The sequence below is a fragment of the Dehalococcoidia bacterium genome, from assembly GCA_041653995.1.
Classification (GTDB): Bacteria; Chloroflexota; Dehalococcoidia; order GIF9; family UBA5629; genus CAIMUM01.
Genome location: JBAZEK010000003.1, coordinates 190,862 through 204,457, shown reverse-complemented (window position 1 = coordinate 204,457; position 13,596 = coordinate 190,862). Strand labels below are relative to the sequence as shown.

General features: G+C 51.1%; 13 protein-coding genes. All 13 read right to left on the bottom strand.

The features are described from left to right. Positions 1-34: 34 nt before the first annotated feature. Positions 35-1,192 (bottom strand): (Fe-S)-binding protein, encoded by a 1,158-nt coding sequence (locus WC359_10070; GenBank protein MFA5400775.1) that lies wholly within the window; start codon positions 1,190-1,192, stop codon positions 35-37. Then, positions 1,189-2,574 carry an FAD-binding oxidoreductase gene (locus WC359_10065; protein MFA5400774.1) on the bottom strand — a complete coding sequence of 462 codons (1,386 nt, stop codon included), beginning with the start codon at positions 2,572-2,574 and terminating at the stop codon, positions 1,189-1,191. Before WC359_10065 ends, WC359_10070 begins: the two co-directional genes overlap by 4 nt. A gap of 5 nt (positions 2,575-2,579) precedes the next feature. After that, the gene (locus tag WC359_10060) at positions 2,580-3,629 is read right to left on the bottom strand and encodes a (Fe-S)-binding protein (GenBank protein MFA5400773.1); all 1,050 of its coding nucleotides are present in this window, start codon (positions 3,627-3,629) and stop codon (positions 2,580-2,582) included. A gap of 57 nt (positions 3,630-3,686) precedes the next feature. Continuing rightward, positions 3,687-4,886, bottom strand: coding sequence for a (Fe-S)-binding protein (locus WC359_10055; protein ID MFA5400772.1), 1,200 nt, complete (start codon positions 4,884-4,886; stop codon positions 3,687-3,689). Next, the gene (locus WC359_10050; GenBank protein MFA5400771.1) at positions 4,855-6,249 is read right to left on the bottom strand and encodes a (Fe-S)-binding protein; all 1,395 of its coding nucleotides are present in this window, start codon (positions 6,247-6,249) and stop codon (positions 4,855-4,857) included. Before WC359_10050 ends, WC359_10055 begins: the two co-directional genes overlap by 32 nt. 194 nt (positions 6,250-6,443) lie before the next feature. Continuing rightward, positions 6,444-8,051 (bottom strand): (Fe-S)-binding protein, encoded by a 1,608-nt coding sequence (locus tag WC359_10045; protein MFA5400770.1) that lies wholly within the window; start codon positions 8,049-8,051, stop codon positions 6,444-6,446. Beyond that, complete coding sequence (locus WC359_10040) at positions 8,048-8,974, bottom strand: respiratory nitrate reductase subunit gamma (protein ID MFA5400769.1); 927 nt, start codon at positions 8,972-8,974, stop codon at positions 8,048-8,050. Before WC359_10040 ends, WC359_10045 begins: the two co-directional genes overlap by 4 nt. A 12-nt stretch (positions 8,975-8,986) precedes the next feature. Further along, positions 8,987-9,304 (bottom strand): TusE/DsrC/DsvC family sulfur relay protein, encoded by a 318-nt coding sequence (locus WC359_10035; protein MFA5400768.1) that lies wholly within the window; start codon positions 9,302-9,304, stop codon positions 8,987-8,989. Positions 9,305-9,321: 17 nt separating this feature from the next. Further along, positions 9,322-9,474 (bottom strand): YHS domain-containing protein, encoded by a 153-nt coding sequence (locus tag WC359_10030; protein MFA5400767.1) that lies wholly within the window; start codon positions 9,472-9,474, stop codon positions 9,322-9,324. Positions 9,475-9,489: 15 nt separating this feature from the next. After that, on the bottom strand, positions 9,490-10,902 hold the full coding sequence (locus WC359_10025) for a cobyrinate a,c-diamide synthase (GenBank protein ID MFA5400766.1): 1,413 nt from the start codon (positions 10,900-10,902) through the stop codon (positions 9,490-9,492). Between the two features lie 15 nt (positions 10,903-10,917). Next, a complete protein-coding gene (locus WC359_10020; protein MFA5400765.1) occupies positions 10,918-11,118 on the bottom strand; it encodes a hypothetical protein in 201 nt (66 codons plus the stop codon). A 12-nt stretch (positions 11,119-11,130) separates the two neighbouring features. Beyond that, positions 11,131-12,195, bottom strand: coding sequence for a dissimilatory-type sulfite reductase subunit beta (gene dsrB / locus WC359_10015; GenBank protein MFA5400764.1), 1,065 nt, complete (start codon positions 12,193-12,195; stop codon positions 11,131-11,133). 21 nt (positions 12,196-12,216) lie between these two features. After that, on the bottom strand, positions 12,217-13,386 hold the full coding sequence (gene dsrA, locus WC359_10010) for a dissimilatory-type sulfite reductase subunit alpha (GenBank protein ID MFA5400763.1): 1,170 nt from the start codon (positions 13,384-13,386) through the stop codon (positions 12,217-12,219). Between the last annotated feature and the right edge of the window lie 210 nt (positions 13,387-13,596).

Sequence of the window (13,596 nt, the reverse complement as noted above, 5' to 3'; positions counted from 1 at the left end):
ACGGCCCCATCCTTGTATAAACGTCGCAGATCTTCTAAGTGCCTATTGATTCTCGGATTATCGCGGAAATATCCATTAAGCGCATCTTATCTTCCAAACCTTCTGCCTTGATCGCATCTGTGAACATTACCATGCACCCGGGGCAGGCCACGGCAAGTGTAGAAGCCCCTGTTTGTCCGGCTTCACGTACCCTGGTCCTGGCAGGGCTATCCTTTCCACCGGCCAGGTAATCGGTCACAAAATTGCCGCTGCCCCCGCCGCAGCAAAAGGCATCGGCCTTATTTCTGCCCATCTCAATGAGATCGATTCCATTCAGGCTTTGCAGGGCACTGCGAGGCGCATCATATACTTTATTGTGCCTGCCCAGGTAACACGGGTCATGGTATGTGACCTTTTGTTTACCAGCCTTAGGCTTGAGCATTTTGTCCTTCATCAGGCTATCCAGCACCTGTGTATAGTGGTGGACTTCGAAGGAATACCCCATGCCCTGGTACTGATTCTTCATGATATTGTAACCGTGAGGGCACAGGGTGATAACCTTTTTTACATCTAATTCCCTGAATTTATCGATGTTCTTTTTTGCCAATGCGTTAAACAATTCGGTCTCTCCCAGGGAATACACTTCGTTGCCGCAGCACTCCTCGTCGTTGCCCAGTATGCCGAAGGACAAGCCTGCTTTTTCCAGTAAGCTGACCAGGTTCCTTGCCATTTTCTGGCCGTTTTCATCGTAAGAGCCAAGGCAGCCGATATACAGCAGAAAATCGTCGCCTTTCTCATATTTCCTGGTTCCGTTCGCCCAGGAAGCGCGTTCATTTTGCAGGTATTTAAAAGGGTTACCATAATTGTAAACGGATTCGAGGAAGCGCTTGACCCTGGCGGGGATTTTCCCCTGTTCCACCATATCGCTCCTGGCGCCGATTATCCATTCCACGATGTCGGGGGCAAACTTCATCGGGCACTGCTCGGTGCAGTTCTTGCAGTTGGTGCACGCGTAGAGAATCTCGGCAAGGTGCTCCGACCAGGGCAGTTCGCCTTTCAGCCACCCATATGTCAGCCACAACCTGCCACCCGTGGAATAGGTATCAAACCGGAACCTGTTGTAAGAGGGGCAATTTATGGCAGAGTAGTCGGTCGGGAATTTGCAGTAACCGCACCTGAAGCACCTGTGTATCTGCGCCTGGTATTTCTTCATCCGCGCACCTCCCAGTTACCGGGATTCATAATTCCATTGGGATCGAGCAGGTTCTTGATCCTCATCATTAGGTTGAGGGTTTCCGGGTCCATTTTAGCCATGGTCAACTGCTGTTCATCGATATTGGGTTTCCACATAACCCCCCCATTTTCGAGTGCGAAATCGGCTGCTTCATCAAGCGCCTGCTTGGCTCTTTTCATAGTATCCGGCTCAGCGCGGTTAAAAGTGTAGGAGAAGGAAAACATCATGCTGTGACCACCATCGATCATGCGGGCAGCGGAAGAGTAGAAAAGGTCGTATTTCTGCGCCAGCTCGGCCAACTTTTTAACGTATACGGGGTACTTTTCCAGCGGGGCTATGGGGCCACTGTATTCAAACCCTCCTCCCTTACTGACGTCCGCGAACCTGGTGGTGTCTTTGGATGGCATCGCCAGCATGGGCGTCTTCATTTCGGGGGGCAAGCTGACAAACCCGCCCTGTCTCCTTTCGAAGTATTCCCATAGCGCACGCCAGGCCATTTTCTTTTTGAATTCCACTTCCTCTTCAGTGTCGCCCGTTATATAGAAAAGTATATAATAATTGCCCCTGAACCTGAGCGGTAGAGGTTGTGCGGTCACCACCAGGTCTTCTATCATTTCAGTCCGGCCAAGCTTGCGCATGATTTCGGGCACAAGTTCGGCCTCATCGGTGAGGAAAAGCATGGCATCTCGAATCTTCTTGCAGGGATAGAGTCTCAGCGCCAGCTTGGTGATGATACCGGTGGTGCCAAACCAGCCGAAAAACAGGCTACTCAGATCGGGAAGAGGCGGTCCCTTGGAGAACCAGTATGGCGAGACAGCGCAGGAGCCGATCTTGCATTTTTCACCTGTGGGCAGCACCACCTCCAGGCCGCAAACCATGTCGGAGTTGAATCCGTGTTGCTGCGTAAGGCGTCCCTGGCCATGTATTACCGCGTTCGCTGCGATTGTTGTTATCGGTGGAGAATCAGGTATGCTGTGACGAAGATGCGGGTAATTCTTTAACAGGTAGCTTTTTAATGCGCCGTGCGTGGTACCTCCTTCCACTATCACATATCCTGCCGGCTCGTTGACTTCAATTATTTGCCCCATCCGCTTCATGTCCAGCAGAATGCCCCCTTTTTGCGGGATAACCAGGCCTGTAAGAGAAAGGCCGCCGCCTTTGGGGATAATCGGAATTTTCTCTCTGTTTGCCAGCCTGACTATGGCCTGTATCTCATCAACCGTTAACGGCATGACGACATAGTCAGGCTCATGAGGCGGCATCAAGCCAGGGTCCCGCCCGTACAGGTATAGCTCCTCTTGATTGTTGGATACGTAGTCTTTATCGGTGATCTTGCTGAGTTCTTGTAATATGTCTATCATCGCATTTATACCCCTGCTTCCATTTTAGACAGCTGGAGGCTCTGTCCCTCCCCTATCGCCAGCCTGCAAAGATCGATCATGTGTATGGGCTTTAGTCCACGCGCGGCCACCTTATCCGCCAGCGAATCCCAGCAAGCGGGGCAATTGAAAACAACGTATTCGGCGCCTGATTCCAGCATGTCATCTATGTTTCTTTTCTGGACATCATCGGCCAGGTCCGGTCCCATACCCATTCTGAAGATCTCGCCACAGCAAAGCGCCGTCTGTCTGTCGTATTTCCGCTTGATCCTTTCAACGCCGATAGCACTGAAGATATCATCAACAAAATGATCAATCTGCGGTATCAACCTGGTGGAGCAGTTTCTCTGGTAGGCCACTTTCAGGTTTAGAGGATTTACCTGCGATCGGAGTTTATTCAGTTGTTCCAGCAGGTATTCAAAATAGTGCACCGGCTTAAATGGCACTTCTATGCCGTAGGCGGGCGCAATCGAAGTATAGGTCGCGTAACATTCGTCATGAAGGCAGACCAGTTCCTTAATACCCAGCTTCTTGATATTCTCCAGGATGATCGGCAACCTTTCTCTTATGAGCGACAGCTTTGCGTAGTGCAGGAAAACAGCGTTGCAGAAAAACTCCTGGCCGACTATTACAGAATATTCGATGTCCTGGAACAGCTTGCCGTGAGCAAGTATGTTGAATTGCGGCAGCAGGCAATAGGACAGCGCCTTTTCCTGCAGCATTCCCACCATGTATTTGCCGACGGGCTGGCACTGGTTGACCCACATGGTGACTATCGGCCTGGGAGCGGGCAGTATCCCTTTTTGTTCCTGCCTGTCAACGATCATGTAGAAAGGATGATTGCCGTGCGGGCAGTATTCTTCACAGGCGTAGCAGGTAGTGCAGGCTTCAAGGACGAACGAGTCCCCTCCACTAATAATTTTCAACCATTCTGTCCTGGCCGATTTCACATCGAAATTGATGTACTGGCACTTGGTGAGACAGGAAACGGGCTTGCATTTGGAGCATTTATCCTTATCAAACCGAAGCTGAATCATCGTACAGCTAACCTCCTATGGCCAGATTAATATAAAACGGTCCTTCCGATTAATGCGCTATATGGTAGGCCGGAAATGTGAGGGAGATAATAATTTGGGCGCCTGGTGGATCAGCGTACCGCTGAACATGGTCAGGGCTCGCTGCCTGATCCTGCGCTGAGGCGTCTCACCGGCTGCCATTTGCACCAGCTCAAGCAGATGGTATATCTGCTGGGCTCCCGGGTATAGCAGCGAACCGGAACCAAGCATTTGCAGGCACCCCGCGCAATAAACACAGAGGATATCCGCATTTGTCCGTTTGGCCTCACCCAATCTCTTCAGCGTGGAGCTTGTCAGGTCTATGGTATTGTAACAACTCTCAATACTGAAGCCGCCGCCGATGCCGCAGCATACCATCCTGTCGCGGCTGCGAGGCATCTCAATTACCTCAACGCCTATATGTTGGAGTATCTTGCGTGGCAGCTCAATGTAATCAGGCTCCAGGAACTTGGAATAACAGGAATCCTGTACCGTAGCAGACATGTTGAGCTTGCGCTCGACCTTGATCCTGCCGCTTTGCAGCTCTTCCCAGAGGTAGCGCACCAGAGGTTTGAATTTGGCCTCGAATTTAATGCCCAGGCGCTCGGGCATCACTTTGGTGAAGAGGAAGGTGCCGGCTGTGCACATCATGAGAATGTTTTTAGCTCCCATTTCATTAAAACGCGCCTGCATGCGTTTGCCCTGGGCTTCCGCCAGGTCGTAACATCCGGTGCGGAAGTAGGTTTCGCCGCAGCACCATGAGAGGCCTCCGCGGATCGGTATTTTGGGTAAAAGCGATGTCTCTGTGAGGTAGGGAACGGTGCAGACATTGCAGCCCGGGTAGATGAATTCCTCGCATCGCGAGATGTCGTCCCAGCTTGCCAGCCTGGCCTTTTCATCAGCGGGCAGGCGCTGTGTAACATAGCTGCGGAAATTTAGCGGCTCCATCGGCTGAAAGTAGCGGGCCCGTTCCGGCAGGCCACGGCTGCGATAAACTTCCCACCAGTGATGGACGATGGTCTCGCATGGATTGGCCTGGTTGGGACAGTAGAAATCGCAATTGAAACAACCGGTGCAGGCCTTTGATACGTAAGGGCTTATCTCTCCCCGGTTGATTTTCAATTTCTCTCGTTTGGCAGCGTCCAACGGCAGGTTAAGCTCCGGACAGCGGGACAAGCATTCCCCGCAAAGCTTGCATTTTTTGACGTCATGAAACTGGTATTTCCCTGTATCCGTCATGGCTCAACCTCCTTCGAAAATATATGATCGTCCTGACCGTAAAGTGAAGGATGCCGAGGACTATCGCGTTACGAAAGGCCGCACTACCGTAGAGGGTATTGAAAAACCTTACCATGCGTGTTGATTCCGAGCCTATAGCTTCCTGGGACATCTCATGGTCGAACAGGCTTAAATCGACATAAAAACGGCGGCGGGCAGCGCCGTTGAAGGCCATGCGCAGTACATTGGCCGTTATGATAGCGATGATCTGAAAGGCCCTCTGTCGAGTGCGGTGCAGCGGTTTGTTTCCCCGCGCCAGATCTACCAGCTCAAGCAGGTGATACAATTCCAGCCTGCTTCCGTAAAGCTCCCTCACCACGGAGAAGATGAAATAGCAGGCAGAACAATATGTGACCAGACAATCTGCGCCCGCCTGTTCGGCTTCCTTCAAACGTTTGGAACCATGCTCGATCAGGTCCAGCAGGCTGAATTTCCCGGCGGCTGCGCCGAATCCACAGCAGAGGGCGTCCCGGCAATTATGCGGCATCTCCACCAGGTCGGCCTTGCAGGCCGATGCTATTTCCCTGACCGCACGCCACAGGCTGTTCCCCTCACTTTTGGAGAAGCAGTTGTCATGTATGGCGATGCGCAGCCGGATGGGTGCGGTCAGCGATAGATTGCCTGATTGTAATTGTTGAAGCAGCCATTGTTCCAGCGTGATGACATCGGTGTTTATATTGATACCGAATTTCTCAGGCAGGATGCGGGTCAGCATCGCGTGTTCTGCCGCCATCATGGTCACCACACGGTGGGGCTTCAATTCCTCCAGAACTTTTTTAATCCGCAGGCCGGCCTTCTCCACAATATCCAGCAACCCGAGCTGGTAGATATGCCCGCCGCTGCACCAGAGGCGCTCATCCCCATAGACCGTCAGGCCTTTTAGCACGGAGTTGTCAGCCAGGTAGGGAGAAAAAGAGCTGAAACAGCCGGTCAGCAGGATGTCTTTGTCCTGCTTGCCCTCCATCCTTCTCCATTCCCTGATCTGATCTTTCTCATCGGTCGGGAGCAGCGGGTACAGCTGGCTCCAGATGGAAGATTGATCGCCCGGCATTACCATGCGGGCTATGGCCGGCAGTCCCAGCCTCAAATATCGTTCGTGCCAGCGTAGCAGAATCAACTCATAAGGGTGGCAGTTATTGGGGCAGTAGGAATTGCATGAAAAGCAGGTGGTGCACCTGTCGAGTACGCCGCTGTCCAGACCGAGGTTGAGCCGCTCTTTGGCAGCGCGTGCCCGCTCCGGGCTGAAATCCAAGATGGGACAACTGGAAAGGCAGGTACCACAAAGCCGGCAACAACTCGCATCGATAAAATTCTTGTTGACCACCTCTACCTCGGCAAGATTAAAACTTACAGGTGATATTGGTATATAGTTAGGCTACGGGCTAATCCTCGATACATTTTAACAGTTTGGTAAATGGAAGGCATGGCCTGTGTGGGTTGGGGTGATATGACTCTACACTTAGAAATATGCAGTTTTCAGCTTTAACAGCGATTCCACTGTTTTTTTAAGTTTTGGCGCTATGCTTCTTCCCAGTTGATGAACTGACCTTTTACTTCCAGCATGGCGTTGGCTATGAGGTCAACCAGTCCGCCGTAATGAATGCCGTGTTTTTCTGTGAGCTTATAGCGTGAGAGCAAATCACGTATCATCCCCTTGCAATTGGAGCAGGGTGTGCACACGTATTTGTGCATATCGGGGTTCATAACATCACGAAATACCGTGAGTATCTGTTTTAGCTTCATACGGCCTGAGACCGCCGCTCGCCAATCCGAGAAGTTATTTGAGTCCATGATAGCGAAACCGCTGCCACCGCCGCAGCAGTAATTATCCACGCCGTGCGGCTCCATCTCACGGAAATCAGGGCATATTTTTCTCAGTATTCGTCGCTGCGGCTCCACGATTCCACTCAGACGTACCAGGTTACAGGGATCATGCAGGGTTACAGGGAAGTTGTTTTTAGACCTGTCCAGCTTGATCTTATCGTTTAAGACAATGTCCTCAAGCAATGGTATAGCGCTCTCGCGGGGTATATTAAGATCGCCGGTCAATACACGATCCGATACTACGAGCATGGCCTTGTGAGCATGTCCGCATTCCCCGACCATCATGCGTTTAACCTTCAGGTCCCTGGCTGCCTGTGCATGTCGGGCTGCGATGCGCGCCAGCTGGATATCGTCATACCACACACCATAATTGACCGCATCATAGGCTACCAGGCTGCTGGAAAGCGTCCAGTCTATGCCCGCCGCTGCAAATATTATGGCGAAGGCCTCTATATTCTCCGGCCACGATATGAACTCGCCGGCATTATGCAGTAATAATATGTCGGCGCCTTTCTTATCCACCGGTATCCTGATAGGTTTACCGGTTATCTCCTCAATCTCGCCTTCGATGAAATTGATGAAGCTGGCCAGCGCCTTGGGTGAAGTTCCCGTGCTTGACCCGACTTTTAATTGTTGGACGGTGCCAAGTTGATGCAGCTCTTTGGGCGCTATACCCATCTCCTGGCTGAACAGTTTGCGCAGCTCATGAGTGATCAGGCCGTTGTCCACACCGATAGGACATGATTGCGCGCATCGGCGGCAGAGTGTACAACGATATGATAGCTCCGCCAGCCTGGCGATGGTTTTATAATTGAGGTCGATGTCGCTGCCGGTGAATTTAGAGAGTAGTTTGCCCTCTTTCTTGAGATATTTTCGGATGATGCGGCGTAAAACCTCGGCCCGGTAAGTGGGACGGTAGATCTCCTGCCTGCCGCTTTCGGTGAAAACCGGACATGCTTCCGAGCAGTTCTGGCATTTAGCGCAGTTCTCCAGCGAAAGCATCAGCGGCTGGAGAAAGGTCCAGTTGTTTTCTTTTGACAGCAGTTTTTTCAGGCCGGCGATGAATCTCCTGACAAATTCCTCTTCCTCTTGTTTGTTCTGCGGTTTTACCAGTCCGATAGCTGATACCCCGTCGAGCGAAGTATCGTATCTGGCCTGTTGTTCCCCTGTTAATTGCTTGATATCCGGTTCATCAGCAGGATCATCAAGGGGAGCAGGCAGATGGGAAAGGTCGGCCTTATCGATGTCGACCATCCGGCCTTCAATCTTGCCGATATCTCTGAGCGTTATTTTTTTCTTCATTTCTCTGTTTTGTCGGTGGCGCCGCTGCTCTGAACCTGCTCGGACCAGCTTTGTCCTGTATGGATATGGGGCGCCGACCAGTGGGTCGTCTGATCAAGCTGTGCCTGCAGTTTCTTCTCCAGGCCGGTGCCGGGTTTATTCGGTTCATCATCCCAGCGCACCTTGTGGTAGGTGAAATATTTGGCTACATAGTGCATCATGCGCGTAAACGGCATATAAGCCAGCAGCAGGCATGATAGCACTATGCTGATTGTCATGAGCAGACCAATTGCGGTGGGTTTGAACGTGATTAAACCCTGAATAAAGCCCCGGGCTGTATCGAATGACCGATCTTCGATAATCCAGAAAAGAAGGCCGGTCAGGAAAACCAGCAATATACCTGTGAGATTGAAGTAATCGATGGGCGCGGTGTAATTTCTCAGGTCTTCGTCGTAAGACCGCTTTATCAGTAACCCGATAGTACCGAAGATGCCCAGTATAAAGGCGGCGACACCGGATATGAGAGTAAGGTAGTAAATAAGCGGAATCCCGAAATAAGGCGATGTTGAGGATATGTGGGATCCGTTTAGAGCAAGGATTGACCCTACTACGAGCATCAGTATCCAGACCAGCAGCAGGAATAGTCCGAGATGGAAGGGATATACGAAGCTCCAGAATCTCCGGTTGCTGTAAAAATACTCCCGAAAGAAAACAATCTCCCGAAGAAATACGGTTGATTCGCCCAACAGGTTAATTTTACGCGGCCGGTGCCACCAATCCTCGTCTTCAAGATATGACCCGCCATAAGGTCTACCAATCTCATGTGCAACCGGGTAAAGCTCCCAGCGCAGGTGGACGGGTAGGGAAGCGTATTTATATACCCTCCAGACAATCCCGCTTATGAAGGTCAGCAGGCAGCAATAGGTAAGCAGCAAAAGCCACATAGGTAATCCACTTTATACACAGCCGGTGGGTTTTGGTAGTCCCGCAACTTTGCAGCCACCTTTGGCAGGCCCTCCCGGGAATAGCTTGTAGATGGTCTTCAGATCGAAGCCGGTCTGCTTGGTTACCATGCGGATGGGTGGCGCAATACCGAATTCAAGAAAGTAGTTGCGCAGGTAATTTACGACCTTCCAATGGTCTTCGTTCATGGGATAAGCATCCTCGGTTTTAGCCAGGTCCTCCGCCACATCCTTATTCCATTTATCCGGCTCCTGGATGAAACCGTCCTCATCAACCTCGATTTGCTGTCCGCCGAGTGTTACAATGGGCATTATTCTTTTCCTCCAAGCTATTTTTTATCTGCGTATTGCTGCGGGGCTTCATCGAATTGCTTTTTACAGGCCTTACAGCAGAAGTAGTAGGTTTTACCGTCCAGTTCGCTGGTACCCCGGGCTTTATTATCTTCAATCTCGGTTTTACAAACCGGGCAAACTGTAATCATGGCCTTTCCTCCACTTTATATTAATGTTTTGACCGGCTTCATTTTATGTGATAGAGAAAGGTTGACAAAATCGTCTGCCCAGCCGGGCGCCGACAGCGCATGTAAATGTAGATATGTGGCAAGGGTGTTGTTAATTGCCATTCCATCAGTACGGCCGTCGATACCATGTCCGCGTATTACTTCGAACTTTGCATTCGACGCTTTATAACCGATCAACCTGGAATAATGGAACTCATGCCCTTTAAGGATGGCGCCCGGGCGGAAATAGGGGTTGCCTTTTCTGGCTTCCACTACCATGTAACCATGACCCTGTGGCCTGGCGATTATTTCCACTTCCTGATCGAATATACCTGCCATATGGTAACGCCGATTATCTTTGATGATGGCGCGGCACAGGTACATCAATCCAGCGCACTCAGCATAGATGGGCAATCCCTGCCGTGCAGCTCTGGCTATATCTCTCCTCAAGACGGCGTTGGCCTCAAGTTGAGCAGCGTAAAGCTCGGGGAAACCTCCGCCGATGTAAAGGCCGTCCACATCCGGAAGATTATCTGTAAATGAATTGATGAAAATAAGCCGGGCGCCGGCGTTCTGCAAGGCCTCCAGGTTATCCGGGTAATAGAAAGAAAAAGCCCTGTCATAAAGTACGCCGATATCGACGTTTGCCATGGGAGATTGTTTCGATGCTGCAGTGTGCGAAATGATATCAACTTGTTTGCCGTCCGCAGATATACCTTTTGCAGCAGCTTTAGCAAGATCGAGAACTTGTTGGACATCAACGTTATTTTCAACTATGGCGCAGGCCTTTCCGATTTTACCTGCTGAGCCATCCTGCTCGATAAATGGAACTATGCCGATGTGGCGCTCCTCAAGGGCAAGGCGTTTATCTGAAGGAACGCAGCCCAGCACCGGTATTCCGCAGTGTTTTTCAATGGCCGTGATCAGTTTGTTTCTGTGTCGTTGGCCTGCCACATTGTTAAGGATCACCCCTGCGATGCCGGTATCAGGCTCGAAGTTTATATAACCTGAAACCATGGCGGCAGCGCTGCGGGACATGCGTGCGGCGTTGACTACTAGTATCACCGGCACTTTCAACAGCCTGGCCAGCCAGGCCGAACTGCCTATTCCATCCTCGCCGGAGCTGTCGTAAAGGCCCATGCTGGCCTCGATCATGGCAATATCCATGTTCTCGCAGCCCCTCGTGAATGCCTGCTTCAATGTAGTTTCGCCGAACATAAAGGGATCAAGGTTACCGCAGATGTGTCCCGCAGCTGCTGTCAGCCACGACGGATCAATATAGTCGGGCCCTTTTTTGAATGGTTTAACCTTCAAACCCCTTTTTCGCAGTGCAGCACACAGGCCCATGGAAATAGTAGTCTTGCCTGAACGCCCCTGGGGGGCCGCTATCATCAGAGATGCTATTGACATAAACCTGTACTGCGCTCAATCTTTTAGTTTGATATAAGAGGTTTCAAGATATAAGTATTCTATCTTGCCCTCTTTGGCCAGTTCACCGATGGCCTTGTCCACAAGCGGCTTATCAACTTCGATCGCTCTTGCGACATCGCGGTTCTTGGCCTTATTGGTAGTCGATAAGTACTTGAGGATCTTTTCCTTGAGCTCTTCGGTTACTCCTTCTGTCATGGCTTAGCCTCCTTACCAGCGAAATTGCGTCGTGGTGCGGTAGGTGTCCACTGCGTGGGTGAAATCATCGATGTGGTGCTCGGTAAACTCTATGCCCGTCAGCTTAAAGAAGGTCTCCCAACCAATGCGCTCAATCCATTCGCCCATGCGCTCTTCCGGCGTGGCATTCTTAGCATAGACTTCGATGATGTTTTTAATGGCGTTCACAGCCTCAGGCCAGCGGGGTGGATTATTGGGAATGTAAGGTATAGCCAATCGTGAGAACATGGGCGCGTGGCGAGCATTGGAGACTTTGCCGCCAACATAGATGGCCACGCCATCTCCCTCGGCATCGGCCAGGGGCATAGCCGGGCATACCGTAAAGCAGTTGCCGCAATACATGCATTTTTCATCATTGACCACGAGGCCTTTAACATTGGTATCGGGATGTCGCCGGATGGCGCCGGTAGGGCAGGCGGCCATAGTGGTGGGTATCTCACACATTGCGCTCAGCTTGGAATTATCAACCTTAGGGGGTTTAGTGTGGATACCCACAATGGCAATGTCCGAACAATGCACCGCGCCGCACATATTAATGCAGCAGGCCAGAGCCACACGCACACGGGCCGGCAGACTCATGCTGGTGAAATATGGATAGAGCTCGTCCATAATGGCTTTGACCAGGCCGGAGGAATCGGTGGCTGCGCTGTGGCAGTGTGCCCATCCCTGCGTGTGCACGATGTTAGAGATAGATTTACCTGTACCGCCCACCGGCAGTCCGAGTTTCCCGACCGCTTCAATAATGGGCTCCACGTTGTCTTTCTTGGGAGTCATCAATTCAATGTTGTATCTGCTGGTAAAACGCAGGTGCCCATCGCAGTATTTATCGGCAACATCGCAGACGTCGCGGATAAAATCGATACTGACCAGCCTGGGAGAACCTGCCCTTACCGTCCAGACCTCGTCGCCCGTTTCGGAAACGTGTCTGAGTACACCTGGTTTAACTATCTCGTGATACTTCCATTTCCCGTAGTTCTTCTTGATCACAGGGGGGAGCATTTTCCTGAAATCCGGGGGACCGATATCGCTTTTGCCCATCTCTTCGCTCCTTAAAAATATTTAGTCAAAGAATACATAAGGATTGGATCGAGGTTTGTAGACCATCTGCGGTGAGGGTTTAATACCAACTGCCCGCAGGAAAGCGCGCATTCCGAGGCGCTCAATTAATTCCGCTACCCTCTCACGGGTACGTCCGTTCTCATCCCACCATTCCCATATCTTGCGCAGCAGATCCTTGGCCTCATCATAGGGAGGCTCCATCTTCATGAAGGGGACCAGCACCCATGACAGGTAAGCGCCCTTGATAATAGGGGCCTTGCCGCCTATCAGGATGGTGGCGCCTCTATCCAGTCCGGGCCTCAGCGCTTTGGGCATCTTGTTAATGCAATGCATGCAGCGTACGCAATCGGCGGCCCTCAGGTTGAGCTTCTTCCCTTTCTCATCCCAGTCCAGCGCTCTGGTCGGGCATTTGTCGATTACGATGTTTTTAATATCCAGGCCGTTTTTAACGTACTTGCGTACCTCATCCTGGTCGATACGCAAAGTATCGCGCCAGGTGCCTATGATAGTGAAATCAGCCCGGGCTATGGCAGCAACGCCATCATTGGGACAGCCCGATACCTTGATTTTAAATTTATATGGCCATCTTGGACGGTGCAACTCATCCTGGAATTCTTGTGTCATGTTGTTGCAGATGTCCAGTGTATCGATGCAAGCCCATTCACAACGAGCAGGTCCAACACAGGCGCTGGGAGTACGTAATGCTGAACCTGATCCGCCCAGATCGAAACCGGCCTCGGTTAATTCGTCGAAACACGGCTGCAGGCTCTTAGTATCGGTGCCAAGCAGTATAATGTCTCCTGTGGAGCCGTGGAAGTTAGTCAAACCGCTGCCGTACTTCTCCCAGATATCACAGACTTTACGCAGGGCATCGGTTGTGTAGAACCAGCCGGAAGGCATATTGATACGCATAGTGTGAAACATTTCCACGTTAGGAAACTTGTCAGGCACGTCTGTATAGCGTCCGATCACACCGCCGCCATAGCCGGTCACTCCCACAATACCGCCGTGCTTCCAGTGAGTTATACGATCCTTAAACGATAATTCCAGTACTCCCAGCAGGTCTTTTGCCGCTGCATTCTTCTCGGCAGCCCGCTTGATCTCTTTCACGTAGCTGGGCCAGGGGCCGCTTTCGAGGTTGTCGATTAAAGGTGTGTCCTTGTCCGCCATTTACTGCACCTCCTGATTGCTTAATCAGCTTAAAACCGATACTAAATAATACCATGTGCAGGCGTAATCATGCCTGCTCCCTATCATATTTGTCGACAGTTAAATTATACATTATTTGTATAATTTGTAAACTGTTATAATTAAGCTGCATATTTTAATAACTGCGGTCGGCCGAATATAATTTTATCAGTGGATTAAGACAGGGGGAAA